Source organism: Lentzea atacamensis, assembly GCF_003269295.1.
Taxonomy (GTDB): Bacteria; Actinomycetota; Actinomycetes; order Mycobacteriales; family Pseudonocardiaceae; genus Lentzea; species Lentzea atacamensis.
Window position 1 is genome coordinate 492,119 of the sequence record NZ_QLTT01000004.1, and the last position, 20,177, is coordinate 512,295.

The 20,177-nt window shown below is 69.1% G+C and carries 21 protein-coding genes; 10 read left to right on the forward strand and 11 right to left on the reverse strand.

All coding sequences use genetic code 11. The features are described 5' to 3' along the window. The first annotated feature begins 119 nt into the window (after positions 1 to 119). A complete protein-coding gene (locus C8D87_RS48635) occupies positions 120 to 254 on the forward strand; it encodes a hypothetical protein (protein WP_267899875.1) in 135 nt (44 codons plus the stop codon). Between the two features lie 32 nt (positions 255 to 286). On the opposite strand, the gene C8D87_RS21240 is transcribed toward C8D87_RS48635, so the two are convergent. From C8D87_RS21240 to C8D87_RS21255, 4 genes are all read right to left on the reverse strand, one after another. Continuing rightward, positions 287 to 664 carry a helix-turn-helix domain-containing protein gene (locus C8D87_RS21240; protein WP_109638426.1) on the reverse strand — a complete coding sequence of 126 codons (378 nt, stop codon included), beginning with the start codon at positions 662 to 664 and terminating at the stop codon, positions 287 to 289. 634 nt (positions 665 to 1,298) lie between these two features. Next, the gene (locus C8D87_RS21245) at positions 1,299 to 2,198 is read right to left on the reverse strand and encodes an SDR family oxidoreductase (protein ID WP_109638427.1); all 900 of its coding nucleotides are present in this window, start codon (positions 2,196 to 2,198) and stop codon (positions 1,299 to 1,301) included. Between the two features lie 82 nt (positions 2,199 to 2,280). Then, positions 2,281 to 3,897, reverse strand: coding sequence for a RecQ family ATP-dependent DNA helicase (locus C8D87_RS21250; RefSeq protein ID WP_112228052.1), 1,617 nt, complete (start codon positions 3,895 to 3,897; stop codon positions 2,281 to 2,283). Continuing rightward, positions 3,887 to 4,648, reverse strand: coding sequence for an alpha/beta fold hydrolase (locus C8D87_RS21255; protein WP_109638429.1), 762 nt, complete (start codon positions 4,646 to 4,648; stop codon positions 3,887 to 3,889). The genes C8D87_RS21250 and C8D87_RS21255 overlap by 11 nt, the downstream gene beginning before the upstream one ends. Positions 4,649 to 4,892: 244 nt before the next feature. Here C8D87_RS21255 and C8D87_RS21260 point away from each other — a divergent pair, with 244 nt between their 5' ends. Together C8D87_RS21260 and ppk2 are read left to right on the forward strand one after the other, a co-directional pair. Then, complete coding sequence (locus tag C8D87_RS21260) at positions 4,893 to 6,035, forward strand: carboxylate-amine ligase (RefSeq protein WP_109638430.1); 1,143 nt, start codon at positions 4,893 to 4,895, stop codon at positions 6,033 to 6,035. A 22-nt stretch (positions 6,036 to 6,057) separates the two neighbouring features. Continuing rightward, positions 6,058 to 7,017, forward strand: a complete 960-nt coding sequence (ppk2, locus tag C8D87_RS21265) for a polyphosphate kinase 2 (protein WP_233442220.1) — start codon at positions 6,058 to 6,060, stop codon at positions 7,015 to 7,017. A gap of 49 nt (positions 7,018 to 7,066) precedes the next feature. Here ppk2 and C8D87_RS21270 read toward each other — a convergent pair whose 3' ends face one another. Next, positions 7,067 to 7,852 carry an ANTAR domain-containing response regulator gene (locus tag C8D87_RS21270; protein ID WP_112228054.1) on the reverse strand — a complete coding sequence of 262 codons (786 nt, stop codon included), beginning with the start codon at positions 7,850 to 7,852 and terminating at the stop codon, positions 7,067 to 7,069. 349 nt (positions 7,853 to 8,201) lie between these two features. Then, positions 8,202 to 8,762, reverse strand: a complete 561-nt coding sequence (locus tag C8D87_RS21275; protein ID WP_112228055.1) for a hypothetical protein — start codon at positions 8,760 to 8,762, stop codon at positions 8,202 to 8,204. 114 nt (positions 8,763 to 8,876) lie between these two features. On the opposite strand from C8D87_RS21275, the gene C8D87_RS47005 reads away from it, so the two are divergent. Both C8D87_RS47005 and C8D87_RS21285 read left to right on the forward strand, forming a co-directional pair. Continuing rightward, positions 8,877 to 9,689, forward strand: coding sequence for a helix-turn-helix transcriptional regulator (locus tag C8D87_RS47005; RefSeq protein ID WP_215732410.1), 813 nt, complete (start codon positions 8,877 to 8,879; stop codon positions 9,687 to 9,689). 120 nt (positions 9,690 to 9,809) lie between these two features. Further along, a complete protein-coding gene (locus tag C8D87_RS21285; protein WP_109638434.1) occupies positions 9,810 to 11,186 on the forward strand; it encodes an amino acid permease in 1,377 nt (458 codons plus the stop codon). Positions 11,187 to 11,211: 25 nt separating this feature from the next. Here C8D87_RS21285 and C8D87_RS47010 read toward each other — a convergent pair whose 3' ends face one another. The 3 genes from C8D87_RS47010 to C8D87_RS21300 all read right to left on the reverse strand — a co-directional run bounded on the left by C8D87_RS47010 (position 11,212) and on the right by C8D87_RS21300 (position 13,004). Then, positions 11,212 to 11,397, reverse strand: coding sequence for a hypothetical protein (locus tag C8D87_RS47010; protein WP_215732411.1), 186 nt, complete (start codon positions 11,395 to 11,397; stop codon positions 11,212 to 11,214). 339 nt (positions 11,398 to 11,736) lie between these two features. After that, entirely contained in the window at positions 11,737 to 12,183 is a 447-nt protein-coding gene (locus tag C8D87_RS21295) for a hypothetical protein (RefSeq protein ID WP_109638435.1), read from the reverse strand. Positions 12,184 to 12,308: 125 nt separating this feature from the next. Beyond that, entirely contained in the window at positions 12,309 to 13,004 is a 696-nt protein-coding gene (locus tag C8D87_RS21300; protein ID WP_112228056.1) for a DUF4386 domain-containing protein, read from the reverse strand. 94 nt (positions 13,005 to 13,098) lie between these two features. Here C8D87_RS21300 and C8D87_RS21305 point away from each other — a divergent pair, with 94 nt between their 5' ends. Both C8D87_RS21305 and C8D87_RS46040 read left to right on the forward strand, forming a co-directional pair. Further along, positions 13,099 to 13,782, forward strand: coding sequence for a TetR/AcrR family transcriptional regulator C-terminal domain-containing protein (locus tag C8D87_RS21305; RefSeq protein WP_170155054.1), 684 nt, complete (start codon positions 13,099 to 13,101; stop codon positions 13,780 to 13,782). A 136-nt stretch (positions 13,783 to 13,918) separates the two neighbouring features. Next, complete coding sequence (locus C8D87_RS46040; RefSeq protein ID WP_170166519.1) at positions 13,919 to 14,062, forward strand: hypothetical protein; 144 nt, start codon at positions 13,919 to 13,921, stop codon at positions 14,060 to 14,062. A gap of 61 nt (positions 14,063 to 14,123) precedes the next feature. Here the strand turns inward: C8D87_RS46040 and C8D87_RS21310 are convergent, their stop codons facing one another. Next, on the reverse strand, positions 14,124 to 16,427 hold the full coding sequence (locus tag C8D87_RS21310; RefSeq protein ID WP_112228271.1) for a beta-L-arabinofuranosidase domain-containing protein: 2,304 nt from the start codon (positions 16,425 to 16,427) through the stop codon (positions 14,124 to 14,126). Between the two features lie 474 nt (positions 16,428 to 16,901). Here C8D87_RS21310 and C8D87_RS21315 point away from each other — a divergent pair, with 474 nt between their 5' ends. Together C8D87_RS21315 and C8D87_RS21320 are read left to right on the forward strand one after the other, a co-directional pair. Next, the gene (locus C8D87_RS21315; protein WP_112228057.1) at positions 16,902 to 18,149 is read left to right on the forward strand and encodes an ATP-grasp domain-containing protein; all 1,248 of its coding nucleotides are present in this window, start codon (positions 16,902 to 16,904) and stop codon (positions 18,147 to 18,149) included. Positions 18,150 to 18,193: 44 nt separating this feature from the next. After that, positions 18,194 to 19,054 (forward strand): poly(ethylene terephthalate) hydrolase family protein, encoded by an 861-nt coding sequence (locus C8D87_RS21320; protein ID WP_233442221.1) that lies wholly within the window; start codon positions 18,194 to 18,196, stop codon positions 19,052 to 19,054. 1 nt (position 19,055) lies between these two features. Here C8D87_RS21320 and C8D87_RS46045 read toward each other — a convergent pair whose 3' ends face one another. Further along, positions 19,056 to 19,472 (reverse strand): DUF3592 domain-containing protein, encoded by a 417-nt coding sequence (locus C8D87_RS46045; protein WP_170166520.1) that lies wholly within the window; start codon positions 19,470 to 19,472, stop codon positions 19,056 to 19,058. 144 nt (positions 19,473 to 19,616) lie between these two features. On the opposite strand from C8D87_RS46045, the gene C8D87_RS21330 reads away from it, so the two are divergent. After that, complete coding sequence (locus C8D87_RS21330) at positions 19,617 to 20,174, forward strand: hypothetical protein (protein WP_170166521.1); 558 nt, start codon at positions 19,617 to 19,619, stop codon at positions 20,172 to 20,174. Positions 20,175 to 20,177 lie beyond the last annotated feature (3 nt).

Below are 20,177 nucleotides of genomic sequence, written 5' to 3' on the forward strand. Positions count from 1 at the left end.
GCTTCGATCGTGGCCCAGATCAGAGCCAGGCGGTCGCGGACTACGCCGCCGAGCCGGAACGGGAGCTGACCCGGCTCCGGCTCGTCGCCGCGACCGCGGCTTTCCGGGTCGGGCTCGACATGTGGGTGGCGGGGGACGCCCGGTCCGACCTCGCCCGGCTCGTCCTCGACAACCTCGACGACCTCACCGCCGGCGTCCTCGCCCGACGGGCATCAGGGGCCGGTGAGGACTCCCGCCCCAGCGGACCGCGGTGATCCCGTCCCTGGCTGACGACGGCGGTAGATGATCAGACGCCTCGCAGGGGCGGGTACGGCTCGTCGGGGGTGTGCGGCGGTGAAGTCCGGGTGTTGAGGTTTCGGGCTTCCTCGAGCTGGTCCTCGAGGGTGACGATGCGGCAGGCCGCGTCCAGCCCGATGCCCTCGTCGAGCAGCGCGCGGACGCGGGCGGCGAGGCGCAGTTGCTGGCGGGAGTAGCGGCGGTGGCCGCCGGCGGAGCGTTGCGGCTCGATGAGTTTCGCCTCGTCGAGGCTGCGCAGGAAGGCGGCGCTGGTGTTGAGCATCTCCGCGGCACGGCCCATGGTGTACGCGGGGTAGTGGTCGTCGTCGAGGTTCTCGGCCGCGGTGTGCGGCTCGCCGGATTCCGGCCGGGGGGTCTCAGGGGTCATCGCGCCTCCGCATCACGAGGGGCCCCGATGCGCGTAGCACCGGGGCCCCGAGGGTTTTTGGGTTTCACTTCCATCAACCGATCGTGAGATCGGGTTCCTGTGTCCGCGGATCCCGCGTCAGAGGCGGGAGCTGCGGGGATCGTTGCTTGTGCTTAACCGAAGACCACCTGCCAATCTGATGGAACTGCGGTACCCGCTCGGCGGTGTTCAGCCGGAGGCGGGCGATCCGATGGTGTGCAACCCTTCCCTTCTCCTCTGGTACTGACTTTCTGTTCTCGCGTGATCGCCGGTGCCGGTCCTGCTGCACCGACTGGTCTCGGTCGTCTGCCGGAGCTCGTACTGCTGGTCGGCTCCGGCGGACGACCGTCTTGCACTTGCTTCGTACTGCGGTCTTGCACTTGCTCTGTCGTGCGACTGTCGGCTCCGGGGGTCGTGCGTACTGCGGTCGTGCTTCCGGTCTTGCCTGCCGACTGTTCTGTCTCACTTCACGGGTAGTTCGTCATCTCCCGTGCCGATATGACGTTCTCTCTCTCGCTACTTGTAGAAGGCTACACGCGGTCAGGCACGGATGTCTACGCCAGCCACTGGAGATTTGCTCGACCAGGTGACATAGGCGTGCTGTGCGCCGCTCGCGTCAGGTGAGCAGCTGGCCGCCGGTGACGCCGAGCACCTCTCCGGTGACGTAGCTCGACTCCTGCGATGCGAGGAAGACGAAGACCGGTGCCAGTTCGGCGGGTTGTGCGGCGCGGCCCATCGGCGTCTGTGCGCCGAAGTCGTCGACCTTCTCGGCGGGCATCGTGGCGGGGATCAGTGGTGTCCAGACCGGGCCGGGAGCCACCGAGTTGACCCTGATGCCCTTGCCGATGAGGTCGGCCGAAAGGGCTTTGGTGAAGTTGACGATGGCGGCTTTGGTGGCGGCGTAGTCCATGAGCGGGGGAGAGGGCATGAACGCCTGGATCGACGAGGTGTTGATGATGGCGGCGCCGGGACGCATGAGCGGCACCGCGGCCTTGCAGAGCCAGAACATCGCGTACACGTTGGTCTTGAACACCCGGTCGAACTGGTCGCTGCTGATGCCGAGCAGGCCTTCGCTCTGCGCCATCTGGTAGGCGGCGTTGTTGACCAGGACGTCGATGCGCCCGAACTCCTCTTCGGCGCGCTTGGCCACCTCGCGGCACGCTTCCTCGGTGCGCAGGTCGCCGGGCACCAGCACGGCCTGCCGACCGGCGTCCCGGACGAGCTCGGCGGTGCGCTCGGCGTCGGCCTGCTCTTCCTCGAGGTAGGACAGCAGCACATCGGCGCCTTCGCGGGCGAACGCGAGAGCCGCGGCACGGCCGATGCCCGAGTCGCCGCCGGTGATCACGGCTTTGGTGTCGAGCAGGCGGTTGCTGCCCCGGTAGGTGCGCTCGCCGTGGTCGGGCTCCGGCCCCATCCGCCGGTCTGTGCCGGGATGCGGCTGTTCCTGGCCCTCCTGGTCACCTGGGCGCGGATACTGGGTCCTCGGGTCCTGGCGGGTGTACTGGTCTTCGGACATGAGCGGCCACCTCGCGACGATGAGATCTCGGAACCGCAGGTGTTCCCGTGCGGACGGTGTTCAACCGCGAGAATGCCGACCGTCACCCCCGTTCGAGCACCCCGGTGCTGCCGATGGCGGCGAGTGAGAGCGTCTTGTAGCCGACGTCGTCGAACAACACCATCAACCGGTCGGCTTCGCGCCGCACGACCGTGCCTCGGCCCCACTGTTCGTGGCGCACGACGGAGTTGGGCGGGTACTCGGCAGAGCCCGAGTCGTCGGCCACCACGCCCTCGTCGCAGGTGTCGCAGTTGCCGCACGGCTCGTCGAGCTCCTGACCGAAGTAGCCGAGCAGGAACCGCCTGCGGCAGCCGCGCGTCTCGGCGTACTCGCGCATGACCTCCACCCGTGACTGGTCTCGTCTCGCTCGTCGCTCGGCCTCCTTGGCGACGGCTGCGACGGCTTTCGCCGGTGGGGGAGCGCCTTCGGCGTACCGCACCCGGTCCTGCTCGGTCCGCACGATTTCCGCGTCCTCCAACAGGTTCACGACACCGGTGACCTTCCGCCGGGAGCAGTCCAGCCGCCGCGCCAGTTCGGTGATCGCGATACCAAGGCGAAGGCGGCGAACCGCGGCGGCGACCTGGCGAACGCAGTCGCGGTCGAGCTGCCGGGTGGCGAGGAACCGTTGCAGGCCTTGGTCTTCCGGACGGTGGAAGAGGATGACCTCCGCGGCCTCGCCGTCGCGTCCCGCCCGGCCGATCTCCTGGTAGTAGGCGTCGAGCGAGCCGGGTGTCGCGGCGTGCGCCACGAATCTCACGTCCGGCTTGTCGATGCCCATGCCGAACGCCGACGTGGCCACCACGACATCGAGATCACCGCGCATGAAACCGTCCTGCACCTGCCGCCGGTCAGCGGCCTTCATACCGGCGTGGAAGGCCGCCACGGCGAGGTTCCCGCCGGCCAGATCGGCGGCGTACCGCTCGGCGTCCCTGCGGGTGGCCACGTACAGCAGGCCGGGTCCGGCGCGGCCCGTCACCCAGTCGGTCACCGCCCGTCCGCGATCGTCCTCGTCGGTGCAGAACCGGGCGCTCAGGTGCAGGTTGGGCCGGTCGAACCCGGCGACGATCACCACCGCGTCGCGCAGGCCGAGGTGCTCGGCGATGTCAGCGCGGACCGGGCCGCTCGCGGTGGCGGTCAGCGCGAGCACCGGCGGATGGCCCAGCCGCTCGATCACGTGGCGCAGTCGCAGGTAGTCGGGCCGGAAGTCGTGTCCCCACGCCGACACGCAGTGTGCCTCGTCCACGACGAACAACGAAGGCTTCGCCTGGTGCAGCCGCTGGAGCGTGTCGGCGTTCGCGAGTTGTTCGGGTGAGAGGAAGAGGTACTCCGTCCTGGCAGCGGTGAACGCCTGCCAGGTCTGCTCGCTGGCCGCCGCGGTCTGCGCCGAGTTCACCGCGGCCGCCGCGGGCGCGTCGCTGGCTCGCAGCGCCCTGACTTGATCTCGTTGCAAGGCGATCAGCGGTGACACCACCACGGTCGGGCCGTCGAGCAGGATCGCGGGCACCTGGTAGATGGCGGACTTTCCGGCACCGGTCGGCATGACGACCAGCACGTCCTGGCCGTCGACGAGGTGCCGCATACCGAGCAGCTGCTCGGGCCGCAGCTCGGTCCAGCCGAAGATCTCTTCTGCTGTTCGCAGCAGTTGTTCGTCACCCGGCATCGCGCAGGTCGTACCGCTGGGCGGCCCACGTGGCGAGACGTGGTCGCAGGGCGAGGTAGACGTCGGGATCGAGGCCCATGCCGGTGTGGGTGCTGTGCACCTCGACGCACTCGGCGGCCGGGTCGAGGCTCAGCCGCCACGGCACGATTCCATCGGATCGGGAATAGATCGACACCGCGGGCACGTCCAGGGGAGCGCTGATCGCCTTGACGTTGTCCTCGAAGCAGGTGCCGGAGAGGCAGTCGGTGTTCATCAGCCCCGGCACGCCGATCGCGGACAGCCGGGCCAGTGCCTTCGCGGCGAGCAGCACGTGAGGATGGGCGCCCATCGGGTCGATCACCGGGCTGCCCAGCATGACCAGGCCGCACACCAGGTCCGGGCGGCGCACGGCGGCCAGGCGGGCCAGCGCGCCACCGCGGCTCTGCCCCAGCAGCACCACCGGGCCGCCGGTGGCCTCGGCATGCTCCTCCAGACGTCGTTCGACGCGGTCCACCAGCTCCGCCGTGCAGCCCACGTTGAACCCGACACCCGCGCCCACCGGCACGTAGCCGCGGTCGCGCAACCACGTGGTGGCGAACGTGAGGCTGAAGTCGCCCGCACCGAAACCCGGCACCAGGACCACGCCGAGGCCGGCACCCTCGTGGGGATTCGCGTCACGCCACACCCGATGCCGCAGCAGACGGGGGATCGTGAGCGCGGCGACGGCGACGTGCTCACGTGCCAGCGATCGCAGTGCTCCAGCAGCACTCATTCTCGTTCTCCGCTCAGTTCGTCCTGGTGCGGAGGAATTAGCCCGGCAGAGCCCGGGCAAACACCGAGCAGCGTCACGTTTCCGGTCGCCACGATGGCGGTAGTTCCAGCTGAGGTCGTGTGAGCACCAGCTCGGTCGAACGCACTGAATTCACCGGAGCGCAGGTTGAGTGCGTTCGCCGCGCAAGGGGTATCCGCCAGTTCCCCGGCAGCGCGTATCGGTGCCATGAGCAGGACGGTGAAACGTGGAGCAGGCGTCAGCGAAGCGCGTGTGGTGCCCGACGGTCGGTGTGGAGGAGGAATTCCTCCTGGTGGATCCGGTGACCGGCGTCCCGGTGAACCGGGCGGACGATGTTCTCGCCGTTGCGCGTGAGCAGTTCGGCCTCGAGCTGGAACACGAGCTGACCGGGGCGCAGGTGGAGATCAACACGTCGGTGTGCCGTGATGTGGAGCAAGTTCGCAGTGAGTTGTGCGAGACGCGTCGCGCGGTCGCGCAGGCCGCGCGGTCGGCCGGGTGCCGGGCCATCGCCGTGGGGGCGCCTCCGCTGGGCCATGCCACCGGGGAGATAACGGACAGCTTGCGTTATCGCCGAATCGCCCGCGAGTTCGGTGCGCTCGCCGAGCAGCAGCTGATCTGCGGATGCCACGTCCACGTCGCCGTACCCGATCGGGAGACCGCGGTGCAGGTGTGCAACCACGTGCGGCCATGGCTGCCCGTGCTGGCCGCGGTGACCGCGAACTCACCCTTCTCGGACGGGAAGGACACCGGTTTCGCGAGCTGGCGCTCGACGGTGTGGTCGCGTTGGCCGGTGTCCGGCCCGCCGCCGTTTTTCAGGTCGTGGCGGCACTATGAGGAGGTTTGCGACACCCTGATCGTTGCGGGGACGGCACTGGACCGGGCGATGGTCTACTGGGACGTGCGGCCCGCCACCGAGCTGCCGACCGTGGAGGTGCGGATCGCGGATGTCGCCGTGACCGTGGACGATGCGGCCTTGCTCGCGGCGCTTGTGCGCGCACTCGTCGCGAAGGCGGTTGTCGACGTCGAAGGCGGCGTACCGGCGGAGCCGATTCCACAGGAGACCTTGCGGCAGGCTTGCTGGGGTGCGGCGAACGAAGGCCTGCGAGGCAGCACTTTGGACGTGTCGTCCGGCGAGTCGCGGCCGGTCCGGCAACAGCTGAGCGATCTGGTTCGGCGACTCACCCCCGTGTTCGAGGCCAACGGTGATCTGACTGCGGTGCAACGAGGTTTGCGCTTGCTGGACGGTGACGGAGGCGGCGCGGACCGCCAGCGCCGTGCGTTCCGCGCAGGACAGGTCGAACCGCTGCTGAGCCTGCTCGACGTCGACAGCGCGGACCGGAGCGAGGCCCGTGGAACCACCGCTTGCTGACGTGAGACGTACGGAGGTTTTCGTGACCGACCTGACTGTCGGCTCGCACGACCTCGTGGTCGAGGGCTACACCGCTGACTTCCGGGACGCCGACGAACCGGTGCTGCGCGACGCGAACGGCCGGGAGGTGCTCACCTGGCGGGAGAACTACCCGTTCACCGAACGGATGCCCCGTCCCGAGTACGAACGGCTCAAGCGGCTGTTGCAGATCGAGCTGCTGAAGCTCCAGCACTGGGTCAGGGAGACCGGGCAACGTCTCGTCATCCTCTTCGAGGGCCGTGACGCCGCCGGCAAGGGTGGCACGATCAAGCGGTTCACCGAACATCTCGACCCACGCGGCGCACGGACCGTCGCCCTGGGCAAGCCGAGCGAGCGCGAACGGGGCGAGTGGTACTTCCAGCGCTACGTCCGCGAGTTGCCGACCGCGGGAGAGATCGTGCTGTTCGACCGGTCCTGGTACAACCGCGCCGTGGTCGAGCACGTCATGGGGTACTGCACCCAGGCGGAGTACGAGCTGTTCATGCGGCAGGCGCCGGTGTTCGAACGGATGCTCGTCGACGATGGAGTGCTGCTGGTGAAGTTCTGGTTCTCCGTGTCCCGCAAGGAACAGCGGACCCGGTTCGTCATCCGGCAGATCGACCCGGTGCGCCAGTGGAAGCTCAGCCCCAACGACATCAAGTCCCTGGACCTCTGGGACGACTACACCGAGGCGAAGGTCGCCATGCTGCGCGTCACGGACACCGAGATCGCACCGTGGACAGTGGTCAAGAGCAACGACAAGAAACGGGCTCGCATCGAGGCCATGCGCAGCGTCCTGGCTCGCTTCGACTACGCCGACAGGGACCTCGAGGTGGTCGGCACCCCGGACGTCCGCGTCGTCGGCGCCGCAGCCACGCTCCTCGAAGAGGGCGAGGACGACACCGCGCTCAGTCCGACTCCAATCGCTCCCGGCACGGAGCCGGGCCCCGGTCTGCATCCCTGAACGCACCCATGACAGCACGCCGCGACGTTTCTGCGACTTTCGCGGCGGCTCAGCGCTGACTGACGCTGTCGAGCAGGTTCTGCGCGACGTCGCGGAGCTTGACGTTCTCGTGCTGGGAGCGTTGGACGAGCATGGTGAAGGCCTCGTCCGCTGTGCAGGAGTGCACCGCGATGAGCACGCCCTTGGCCTGTTCGATCACCGCTCGCGAGACCAGTGCGGTCTCGAGCTGCTTGATGTGCTCGCGGGACCGTTGCCACTGGTGGGCGTTGGCGATCGCCGCGCTGGCGGCGGTGGTGAACAGCCGCATGACGCTTTCATCGAACGGATCGAAGGCCGTCGCGGTGTAGCTGTAGATGTTGAGCGATCCCACGTGCATGGCGTCGTTGTGGTTCGAGGCCGGGAGCACGACCGGTACGGACAGATAGGCGCGCACGCCGTGTTCGTCCGCAGCAGCCTCGAACTCCGGCCAGGTGTCGTTGTTCTGACCGACGACCGCGCGGACGGCGTGGAGTGTGCGGGCGGCCTCCAGGCAGGGACCGCGGTTGGCGCCGTACTGCTTCTCGTCGATCTCGATGAGTGTGCTGTCGCTGGCCGCGGCGGTTCTCGGTTGCTGAGGCCCGACGGTGATGGTGACGGCATCGGCGTCCTGGATGGCTCTCGTCGCGGTTTCGGCGAGCCGCTGCAGGACCTCGTCGAGGGGCTCCTCGGCGGAGAACCCGTCCCTCAGCATCGCCAGTGCCGCGGTCGCCTCGTCCAGCCGCTCCACCGGGTCTTGCCTGTCCGCGTCCGCGGACTGCGCGTCCGCCCGCACAGGCGTGGTAACCAGGTCGTCCATGCCGCATCGCCTTTCGCTGAGAGCGAGTTCGCGGCGCTGGAGGCTCAACGCTCGCAGCGAATGGTACGGCGTCGGAGCTTCGATGGCTGCACCACTCCGGGTGAGGGAAACCGAACCGGTGCGGGTGCTGGATTGCTCAACAGGCCCGCACCGGTTCCGTCCGGCCACGCGAGGTGGCCTGCCGTGCAGAACGCGCGCGTGCACGGTATCGGTCTTGTACCCCGATTCGATCCAAGTGACTCCAGCACCATGCCACTGATTCAGCTGACGGGCTCATCGCGGCTTTCAGGACCACCGAAGGTGGGCATGTCGTGTGACAAGGGGCACGGGCGAGCCCGTGCCCCTGCCGTCAGGCCACGCGGATCTCGTTCCACAGGTGCAGCGCTTCCCGCGCCGACCCCGGGCTGAGCGCGTCCGTGGACGCGATCACCTTGAACGTGGGGAACTTCCCGTCCGTCACCTCACCGCTGTTCTTGAGCTTGCGGTGCGTCGTGGCGTTCTCCCAGAACCAGTAGAGCTTGCCGTTGACGTGCTTGAGGCCCGTGGTCTGCCACACCTGCTTGGTGGCCGAACCCGGTGCCGTCTCGCAGGTGACCTCCCTGACCTGTGCGTTGGCGCCGGCGTCGGAGATGCACTTCTGGGTGGCGACGTTCTTCAGCTGCCACCCGGACGCGCTTCCCCCGCCCGGCAACGCGATGGTGCGCTCCGTCGCGTGCCATCGCTGCAGGCTGTCGGCCGCGTTGGGTGGTGCCGCCACCACGAACCCGGACAGGTTCGAGGCGAGGCTGCTGTTGAGGTTGAGACTGGTCTCGGTGTACTGCGCCGGCGCCGCCGACGCGGTGTTCGCGAGGCTCAGCACGGCCGCGGCGGTCAGTCCGGCCACCGCGGCGATCCGCTTCGTTGCGATCATTCGAATCTCCCGTGGTTGGGTTGGGGCTTCCATGCCACCAACCACGGGGTGTTCGCCTCCATACGTACTTCTGCGTAGTCGTATCTGCGGGTGCTGCTGGGGCTCTTTCGTTCTGTGGCAGATCTGACCGCACGCGACCTGCGCCGCGCTCTCGACCTGGTGCACGAGTGGAACGACGACGACACGCTTCCAACCCTCGACGGGCTGGGGCGCCTCGTCGGCTGCGACACGGCGGGAATCATCGGCAGCGACCACGTCGCACGACGGCTGACGAGCGTTCACATCACCCGCCCCGAACGAAACCTGCTGGGCCGTCCCGGTTTCGTCGCCGCGGTGGCACACCATCCCGCGTTCACGGCGTACCGCTCCGGCCGGTTGTCGCCCACGTCCTCGGTCGCGCTGACCGACCTGGAGGACCGGCGAAGCCTGTTGCGGCTACCGCTCTACGCCGACTTCTACCGTCCAGAGGGGACGGTCGACCAGCTGCTGCGGGTCGTGCGGCTGAACGGGCGCCGGGGCAGCGTGGTGGTGTTCAACCGCTCCCGGCCCAGCTTCTCCCGGCGCGACCGGGCGGTCGTCGACCTGCTGGCGCCCCACCTGTCCCAGGCGCTGGTCCGGCGTGAGCGGCTGGCCGCGCTGGTCGCGGCCGCCCGGCACGCGACGCTGGTGTCCGAACAGGCCACACGCTCGTTCGCCCGGCTGCCCGAGCTCACACCGCGGGAACGGCACGTCGCCGTGCACGTGGCCGACGGCTCGACCGACCGGGAGATCGCCCGCAACCTCGGCATCAGCCCGCGGACCGTGCACAAGCACCTCGAGCAGATCTACCGCAAGCTCGGCCTCACCAACCGCGCCGGCCTCGCTGTGCTGATCAACTCGACCAGCGTTGACGTGCCGGAAACATCGTTGTCACCGCAGCCGGACTGACTGTCGGATTTGGACAACGCGGCAGCGCACCTTCGACGATTTGTCGACTGTCCCTCGCAGGGCGGCACTCGCAGACTGATCGGAAACAGTCGATCGTTCTCGTCGAGGGAAGGAGGGCCGATGTCGCAGGACCTGCAACCCTCGTTGCGCAAGCGGCACCTCAGCATGATCGCAATTGCCGGGGTCATCGGCGCCGGGTTGTTCGTCGGCAGTGGTGCGGCGATCGGCAAGGCAGGGCCTGGCGTGCTCCTCTCGTACGCCGCGGCCGGTCTGCTCGTCGTGCTCGTGATGCGGATGCTGGGCGAGATGTCCTCGGCCAATCCCGACACCGGCAGCTTCTCCGCCTACGCCGAACGCGCGATCGGCCCGTGGGCCGGCTTCGCGATCGGGTGGCTGTACTGGTGGTTCTGGGTCGTCGTGGTCGGCATCGAGGCCACCGCCGGGGCCGCGATCGTGCACCGCTGGGTCCCGGCCGTGCCGCAGTGGACGTGGGCGCTCCTGCTGACGATCGTGCTGACGCTGACGAACCTGTACTCGGTCCGGTCGTTCGGCGAGTTCGAGTTCTGGTTCGCCGGCATCAAGGTCGCGGCGATCACCGTGTTCCTCGCGGTGGGAGTGCTGGCGATCGGAGGCCTGCTGCCGGGCTTCGACTCTCCGGGCCTCACCAACCTCACCGGCCACGGCGGCTTCTTCCCCCAGGGCACGGGTCCGGTCTTCGCCGCGATGCTCGTCGTGGTCTTCTCGTTCTTCGGCGCGGAGATCGCCACCGTCGCCGCGGGGGAGTCGGCCAACCCCGTGCAGGCGGTGCGCGCCGCGGTGAAATCGGTGGTGTGGCGCATCCTCGTCTTCTACATCGGTTCGATCGCCGTCGTCGTCACTCTGCTGCCGTGGGATGACGCCGATGTCGCCAAGAGTCCTTACGTAGCGGTGCTGGACACGCTCGGTCTGCCCGCGGCCGCGGTGGTCATGGACGTCGTGGTGCTCACGTCGGTGCTGTCCTGCCTGAACTCAGGTCTGTTCACCGCTTCCCGGATGGTCTTCTCGCTCTCCCGGCGCGGTGAGGCTCCCGCGGTGATGGGCAGGGTCTCCCGGCGAGGAGTGCCGACGGCCGCGGTGCTGGCCTCCACCGTCGTCGGATTCGCCACGGTGGCGCTGAACTACCTCTCGCCGGACACGGTGTTCCTCTTCCTGGTCAACTCTTCCGGTGCGGTGGCGGTGTTCGTGTGGCTGGCCATCGCGGTGTCCCAGCTGCGGATGCGGAAGCACCTGGAAGAGCGGACCCCCGAGCAGCTCACCTTGCGCATGTGGGGCTACCCGTACCTGACGTGGGCGGCGATCGTCGGCATGGTGGCCCTGCTGGTGGGCATGCTGTTCGACGCCGATGCCCGTTCCCAGCTGCTGCTGAGTCTGCTGGTCGCGGCGGTCGTGGTGGCGGTCGGCGTCGTACGCGGTCGGCGTGGCGCACCACGGGCTGCGGAAGTAGCGGAAACAAGGTGACGGCCGGCGTCCCGGTGCCGCGCGGTCACCAAAAGGCGGCCGTGGCGAGCACCGTGGACGCGAGCGCGAGGCCGACCAGGGGCGCGGCTGGACCACCGAACGCGAACCTCGCCGTCCCGGGCAGCGCGGAGGCGGTGCCGGCGATGCCGGGGTAGTGCGCGAGGGCCAGCGAGGTCGCGGGCGGGGTGGTGGCGGCGAACCCGAAGACCATGAACCCAGCGAGTTCAGCCCGAACGCGTAGGAGTAGCCCTGCGGCGGGAGTCCGTAGATGCCTTGCAGGACATAGGTCGCGCCGCTGAGGCAGGCGAACAGGGCGGCGTTGACGAAGCCCGTGACGAGTACGGCGCCGGGGAACACCGGATCGGTGAGCAAGCGTCGGAAGTCTTGTGCGGTACTGGTCAGGCCGCCGGTCGCGACCGGCAGTACACCCCGGTGCCGTTGACAGCCGGCTTTCTCACCTGTGGGCGAGGTCGTCCGCCAGCGCGCTCAGCAGATGTTCCGCCATCCTCGCCGACGTCGCCCTCGACTGGCCGGTCCTCCTGCGACTGGCCTACTCGTCGGACTGGATGACCATCAGCCGGAACGTCGTCGACGGTGACTCGCGGCCGCACGTCTGCAACATGTGCCAGGCCAGGTTGCCGGGGCCGTTGCCGGCCTGCGGGAGTCGCTGCCTGCTGATGCCGAGGACGCCGTCCGGGCTCTCGTCGAGGATCTCGGGCGTGCCGACGAGCACCGCCAGGCCGAACGCCAGCACGTCGGCGCGCAGGTCGTCGTCGAGGTCGTCGGTGAGTCCGATCGAGCACTGCGGCTCGCCGTCGTCGCCGGAGCTGACACCGACCAGGCCCGCGAGTCCGACGCTGTGTGCCGCGGGCACGTCGAACACGCGGATGCCGGTGCCCATCGCCAGTGCCAGCAGTCTGGCCACGGGGGTGGAGAGCAGTGGGTCGTTGATGGAGCCGTCGCCTTTGGCCGTGGGATCGTCCGCGCGCTCGCACATGATGAGTCAGATCGTATTGCCAAGCGCTCCCGGACCGGCGCACCTTGCCGCTACGACACGGCGGTGTGGTTGCTCGGCCGCAACGAGCTGACGTCCGGGGCCGCGACGCCCCGGACGTCGACCGGTCAGACCGCGGCCGGCGCAGCTGCCGGCGTTTCCTCGCGGGCGCGACCGCCCACGCCGCGCACGAGCAGGTAGCCGATCATCCAGAACTCTCCCACGGTCGCGGGGAGGGCGAGCGCGTCGACGAAGGCGTCCGCGCCGGGGACGAGGTAGCGCACGAACGCGTTGAGCACGTAGGCGACGCCGCCGGCGATGAGCACCCAGCCGAGCGCGCGCGGCATCCATCCGGACCGGAGCACGCACCAGCCCATCGGGATCAGCCACAGGCCGAAGAACAACGCCCCGACGCCCCACAGGTTCGCGCTGATCAGGTAGAGCAGCTGGACGGTGGCGGCCGCGTCGCCCGCCGGCGTCTGCGCGACCTGGAGCGCGGTGCCGAGCATCGCCGCGCTGGCGAGAATCGCGACCGCGTTGACGAGGCCGAAGGCGGCGATGCCGGCGGCGGCGAACGAGTCCGCGGTGCGGAACAGCCGGTAGAACCACACGGCGGCGAGCGCCTGCGTGAGGACGACGAGCAGTTCGAACGCGACATCGGCACGGGCGAGCGTCTTGTGCTCGACGAGGTTGGCGAGCGTCGCGGCGGGGTCGTTCGCCACGAAGAGCTGTGACCGGATGAGCAGGAAACCGAGGGCGCCGGCGAAGGCCAGGCCGAGGTAGAGCAGGCCTGTCGTGCGGGCGGTGCGGACAAGCGCGTGCATCTTGGCTCCTTCGAGGGCCGAACCTTACGACGTAAGGCACCTTACGTCGTAAGGTAACTTACGATGTAAGGTGGGGGCAAGAGTGAGGAGACAGGTGACAGCCAAGGCATCACGGACGCCGCTCAGCCGCGAGCGAGTGCTGGCGGCGGCCGTCGCCCTGGTGGACTCCGAAGGAATCCAGGCGCTGACGATGCGCCGCCTCGCGGCCGACCTCGGGGTCGAGGCGATGTCGCTCTACTACCACCTGCCCGCCAAGGAAGCCCTGCTCGACGGCGTCGTCGAGACGGTGCTCGCGGAGATCGACGCCGCGACCGCCGGCTCCCCGGCGAACGGCGACGACTGGCGTGCGCGAATTCGGCGGCAGTTCCTCGCGGCGCGCCAGGTCATGCTGCGCCATCCGTGGATGCCGGGGCTGCTGAGCACGCGCCGGACGATTCCGCCGCGCGTGTTCGCGTACTACGACGGCATTCTGGGCGTCATGATCGACGCCGGGTTCTCGTACCGGCTCGCGCACCGCGCGCTGCACGCGTTCGGCAGCATGCCGCTCGGGTTCGTGCAGGAGATCTTCAGCCCCGGAGCGGCCGACGGCGGGGCGGAGGACGGCGCCTCAGAGGCGGAGCTTGCCGCGCTCGCGCAGCAGATGCCGCATCTCGCGGCCATGATGGCGGCCGAGATGCACGACAGCGCCGATCCCACGCTGGGGTGGTGCGACGGCCAGGTCGAGTTCGAGTTCACCCTCGACCTGCTCCTCGACGGGCTCGAACGCCTCCGCGCCTGAAGCGTTCAGGGCACTGCCGGTCCGTCCCGGAGCACGCCTCGCACCTGGTCCAGCGAGACCGTGTCCGGGTCGAACTCCGCCAGCCTCCGCGTTCGGGTCCTTCTCGCTCACCGCCGCGTTGTACGGGTCGGTCGCCGTGGACACCGCGACGATGTTCGTCTGGGGCTGCACGGCGGGGCGGCACATGAAGGCGAGCGTGCTCATGTCGGTCCTCAGCGGACTCGTCAACCTGCTGATCGGTGGTGTCGTCATCGTGGTCAAGGTGGTCGGCGGTCACTGAGGGTGCGTCACCCGTGTGCGTGCGGGCGAGAGGGTGTCCTCTCGCCCGCTGTCCACTGTGGTCAGTTGGCGATCAGGCGCCAGCGGTTGTCCGCGCTGCCGTTGTCGGAGTCCTGCACGACCTGCGCGCCCGCGGCGGTGGAGCCGTTGAGGATGCCGAGCAGCTTGCCGCTGTTGGCGTTGCGGATCTTGTAGGTGCCGTCGCCGTTGGCGATCAGGGTCCACCTGTGGTCGGCGGTGCCGTTGTCGGACCATTGCAGCACGCGGGCGTTGTCGGCGGTGGACATGTTCTCCACGCCGAGCACCTTGCCGCTGTTGGCGTTGCGGAACCTCACGTCGGAGCCGTCGGTGATCAGCTGCCAGTTGTGGTCGGCTGTGCCGCTGTCGTGCCACTGCACGGCGAGGCCGCCGTCCGCGGTGGACATGTTCTGGATGCCCAGCACCAGGCCGGTGCCGGCGTTGACGAGCCGGTGGGTCGTGCCGCCGCTGGTGGTGCTCCAGTAGACGGTGTAGTTGAAGCCGTGCGCGTCGTGGAAGGGGCCGAGGTTCACCTGCGTGCCGTTCGCCTTCGCGGTGAACGCGAGTGACGAGGTGCTGGTGCGGGTGACGGAGTTGACGTCCAGCGAGGGCAACGCCGGCAGGGTGGTGTTGCCGTAGTTGCCCGCCAGCACGGCCGGGCCGTAGGTCAGCGCCACGACGTTGGCGTTGTCGTTGGAGGGCTGGACGATCACGCGCATCGGGAGGCGCAGGGTCACCACGTCGCCGGACGTCCACGACCGCGTCAGGGAGGCGTAGGTGCCGGGGGTGGTGGTCACGTTCTGCGCGACGCCGTTGACGCTGATGACCGCGCCCGAGGTCCAGGCGGGGATGCGGAACCGCATCGTCCAGCTTCCGCCCGCGTTGCCGGTGACGGTCAGCGTCGTGGTGTCGCTCGCCGGGTAGGTCGTGGTCTGGGTGACCGTGATGTTGCGGGACGACCACGTCAGCACCGAGGGCGCGTACAGGTTCACGGTGAGCGTGGTGCCGTTGAAGAAGTAGATGGAGTCGGCGAGCTTCGTGTTGGTTTCCAGGCCGGTGCCCTGGCAGCACCAGAACGTGCCGTAGTCCGTGCTCCAGTTGCCGCCGCCCCACGCCGGGCCGGTGTTGCCGCGGCGGTGGCCGGGGTTGAGGCCGGTGAAGTAGCAGATGTGGCCGTGCGGGTCGGCCGGGTTCTGCTGGCCGATCAGGTGGTTGATCAGGGCGCGCTCGTAGTAGTCGAAGTAGGCCGCCCTGCCGGGGTCGGTCAGCCACAGCTCGCGGGTCAGCCTGAGCATGTTGTAGGTGTTGCAGGCTTCGCACGCGTCGGTGTTGAGGTAGGCCGCGATGGCGTTGGGCGCGCGGAAGTGCTCGGCCTGGCTGTTGCCGCCGATGACGTAGGTGTGGGCGCCGACGGTGATGTTCCAGGCGTTGAGGGCGATGTCGCGGTAGTGGGTGGTGCCGGTCGCCTTGTACTCGCGGGCGGCGCCGATCCACTTCGGCACCTGGGTGTTGGCGTGCAGGCCGTTCAGCCGGTCCTGGTTGGCGGCGAGCGGGTCGAACACCGCGGCGTGGTCGAACCGCTGGGCCGCCGTCAGCCAGCGGGAGTCGCCCGTCTGCTGGTACAGGTCGGCGAGCACCGCGTTCATGCCGCCGAACTCCGTGCCCAGAACCCTCTGCATCACGCTGTAGGACAGGCGGGCCGTGCGCCGGTCCACCCATCCGGCGAGGCGCAGCAACACGTCCCGCGCCTGGTTGTTGCCCAGGTAGCGCCACGCGTCCAGCAGCCCGGCGAGGGTCTTGTGCAGGGAGTAGTACGACACGGACTTGGGTGAACCGGCTTCCATCGCGTCGAAGTCCGACTCCGGAAAGCCCGACAGGTAACCGGTGTTGAACCCGGCCGCCGCGTTGTTCGCCTGGCACTTGGCCAGCTCGGCCACCATGCGGTTCGCCTTGTCACGGCACGTCGTGTCGCCCAGGACCGCCCACGCCTGCGCCCAGGCCGTGAGGAAGTGCCCCTGGCTGTGCGTGCGGAACGGGAAGTCCGGCGCCTCCCAGCCGCCCAGCGGTGCGGCGCCGTTGGTGGACAGGCGATGGTTGGCGCGGAAGTTGTAGAGCAGCCGATCGACGTCGACGAACCGCAGGTAGGACAGCGTTCTGTTCTGGTTGTCCAGCCACCGGCCCTGCGTCAGCCGGACCTCGGACAGGTCGAACGCGTAGGCCGACACCCCCGCGTCGCCGCGTGCGGGGGGCACCGTGGCCGCCTGCGCCGAACCTGCCGCCAGCGACGGCGCGACGGCCGCCACACCCGCGGCTTGGAAGAGCCTGCGTCGACTCAACGATGAGGACATGAGGATGCTCCAGTTGCTCGGCGAAACGGTGCGGTTCAGTGAGGTGTTGCGCATCCGGAGGAGGTGGGGGCGTGACTTCGCCCTCGGCGCCGGGAATCTGGGCAGAGCCGGGATGACCGCATCGAGACCCCTGACGTCGTCGTTGACGGACGGTCCGGGGGATGGCCCGGGCAGTCCGGGGCGGGTTCCGCGTGGTGGCGGCCCTGCGACGGAATGTAGTCACGTCTCCGCAAGGCGGTCAACGCCCTATGTTAGCGCTAACGGCACTGTGAAAAGTTGAGCGGAAGTCGGATTGCTGTTCGGAGTGGGTTTTGCGCGGGTGGCGGTGCCGCATGAGAACAATACTTGTTAACGCTAACATAACCACTCGCGTGCGCCGATCCGACCGTGGCACCAGTCACGAGCGTGCCCTGGCAGCTCCGCGGTTCGGGAGTCTTGACTCCAGTGGATCGGCGAGAAGCGCGGGGGGCACTGATGAGAACGAAGATCGTTGCGCTGCAGTCGAAGCAGCCGTTCACCGTCGCGCCGGCCGTGGCGTTTCCTTCCGGGGAGTTCGACGTCGTCGTGCTGACCGACGGCCCGGCGGACGCGGTGCTGCGTGAGGACGTCACCGGTCCCGCGCCCGAGATCACCGTGCTGGACAGGGGGAAGTGGCTGGAGCACCTCCTCGGGTTCGAGGGGCCGGTCGAGGTCGTGACGAACGACGAGTACTGCCTGGCGGAGTGCGCGCGGCTGCGGGCGGAACTGGGCCTCGCGGCCCGGCATCCCGAACAGCCGGCCGCGTATCGGGACAAGGTCTTGATGAAACGACTGCTCGCGGCCGGTGGCGTGCGGGTGCCGCGGTTTCACGCATTCGAACCCGTTGTCACCACGCAGGCGGCCGAGGTGCTGGTCGAGGAGATCGGGCTGCCCGCGGTCGCGAAACCGCGGCAGGAGGCCAACTCGCGCGGCATCACGATCCTGCGCACCCCGCAGGACGTGCACGACTGGCTGGCCGCGCACGACGGTGAGACCGGGTGGCAGGCCGACGAGTTCGTCGACGGCACCCTGCACCACGTCAACGCGGTCGTGCGGGACGGTGAGATCACCCCGGTGCTGGTGGGCCGGTACCTGGGGCCGCTGCTAGGACTCGACGCCGGGCGCATCCTCGGCGGTGTCACCGAACAGGAGTCGCCGTTCACCGCTGCCGCGCACGAGCTGAACGAGCGTGTCGTGCGCGCGTTGGGCAGCCGGGGGAGTTTCGTCGTGCACACCGAGTTCGCCGTGAACCCGGACGGTGAGCTGGTGGTGCTGGAGGTCGCCGGCCGGGCACCGGGCGCGCTGGTGCCGGAGCTGGCACGGCTGCACGCCGGGGTGAACCTGGAGGTCGTGAGCCTCAGGATGCAGGCGGGATCGCCGGTGCCGGAGCCGGTTCAGCAGGACCTTCAAGCAGCTTGGCTGTGGCCGCCGGTCATGCCGGGCAAGAGGTTTCACGAACCGGGCCCTGATCTGAGCGGTCTTACAAGTGAGCACGAGGTCCACGTCCGCAAAGCCGGCCGGGAGGGAAACCAGGGCGAGAGCGGGGTGATCGGCGCGTCGGTGCTGCTGTGGCACCGGGATCCGGCACAACTCGCCGAGGACGTTGCACGCGCTTGTGAGCTGACCTGGTTCGCTCAGGACGGAGCACGATCACCCCTGAACGGCCTACTGCGTTCGCCTGTAAGGGGTAGCGCAGCCCGCTAACCTCGCAGTGTACGAGCAGTTCCGCGAGGAGGGGTGCGAAGATCGTGGACCACTGGAAGGGCCTGGTAGCCCGTGCTCTCGCGCTGGGCGCGGCGGTGGCTCTGTTGCTGGCTCTGTCCGAAGTGGACACCTCCGCCTCGCCCGGCTGCCCGTCCGTCGGAAAGGCCTGGGCAGCGCCCGGTCCGTTCGCGGTGGCCGAGACGCCGAGCGGGGCCGGGCACACGCTCTTCCACCCGGCCCGGCTCGGGGGCTGCCGCACGCATCCAGTCTTGTTGTGGGGCAACGGCAGCGGGTCCACGCCGGAGACGTACGCCGGGCTTCTGCGGCATCTCGCCTCCCACGGCTTCATCGTGGTCGCCGCCGACACGGGCGCCGCCGGGTCCGGCAGGGAGATGCTCGCCGGGCTGGACCACGTCACCGCCGAGCACCACCGGCCCGGCGGCGTCTTCCGCGGCAGGGTCGCTCTCGACCGGGTCGGCGGCACCGGCCACTCCCAGGGCGGTGCCGGCGCCATCGTCACGGGCGCCGATCCCAGGGTGGACACCGTCGTGCCGATCCAGCCAGGGCCGTTCGGCGACCACCGGCTGCTGCACGGGCCGGCGTTCTACCTGGCCGGTCAGCTGGACCTGGTCGTATCGCCACTGCTGCTGGTTCACCCGCGGTACCGGGAGACGAGCCACGTGCCGGCCGTCTACGGGGAGCTCGCGGGAGCCGGTCACACCGAGCCCACCGGGCACGGCGGCGGCTACCGGGGGCCCGTCACCGCGTGGTTCCGGTTCCACCTGCTCGGCGACGAACAGGCTCGCGGTGTGTTTTTCGGGCCGGACTGCACCTCTTGTGCCGCACCGGAATGGTCCCGGTTCGAACGCAACGCCAGGGCGCAGGCCGTGCCGGGCGTTCGGTGAGTCACCCGGATCGCGGTTTGGGTGCCCACGCGATGAGGTTCGCGAAGAACGCGCCGAGGATCACGAAGCCCAGCATGCCGCCGGCCACCCAGTGCGCCTGGTCGTTGTCGGCCAGGGCGGCCTCGACGACCCGGCCGTTCTCCAGGTCGTAGCGGACGGTCACGCGGTCACCGGGGTGCCTGGCCGGTCCGTTCTCCGACAGGACCGTCACCTGCTTGGTGCCGTCCGGGAGCGGATACTCGACCTTGACCGAGATGCTCTTCCCCGAGCGCAGCCGTTCCTGCACGGTGCCCTCGGTGCTGGCCCAGGACCTCTGCTCGGTCGACGAGCGGATCACGAGCACCAGCCCGGCGATCGCGCCCGCCAGCACGATCGCGGCCACGACCCGGCCTGTCTGCGACTTCAGCGACTTCGCCACCACGCCTCCCTCGCCCACGACATCGCTGCACAGGTGCCGAACGTGACATGTGCCGATCGGCACCCTTCGGGGCATTACTTCTGACGTCCGAAGTGGCCGGTGGTGACTTCGGGGCACGGTGGCCGCGTTCATAGCGTCGGTGGCGTGACGGACAACAAGGTCTTCTTGCCGAGGTTCGGTGCGGTGTGCGGGGGTGTGCTCGCCCTGTCGATCGGGGTGCCGGGGGCCGTCGAGGCGTTCACCGGGGAGACGGCGGCGACCAGTCTGGTGATCGGGCTGGGGACGGCGTTCGGGGCGCCGGCGGTGGTGGCGTTGCACGGGCATCAGGCGCACGCGTCGGGGAGGTTCGGGGCGTTCGCGTTCGCGGCGAACATGCTCGGGCTGGGGCTGTTCACCGGGGTGGCGTTCGCGTTGAACCTGGTGCTCTTCTTCCAGGAGCCGGGACAGGTGGCGGCGGTGACGCAGGCGGTGCTGAAGGGGGCGTCGCTGGCGTTCGTGCTCGGCACCGTGCTGTTCGGGGTGTCGATGGTGCGGGCGAAGGTGTTTCCCGCGGTGCCGGCCTGGGGCTACGGGATCAGCTTCACGGTGCTGGGCGTGTTCGCGGCGCTGCCGGACACGCCTTGGTCCGCGCTGGCGCATGTCGTCTGCGCGGTGGTGCTGGTGTGGCTCGCAAAGTCCGTATGGCCAACGGCACTAGCCTGAGCG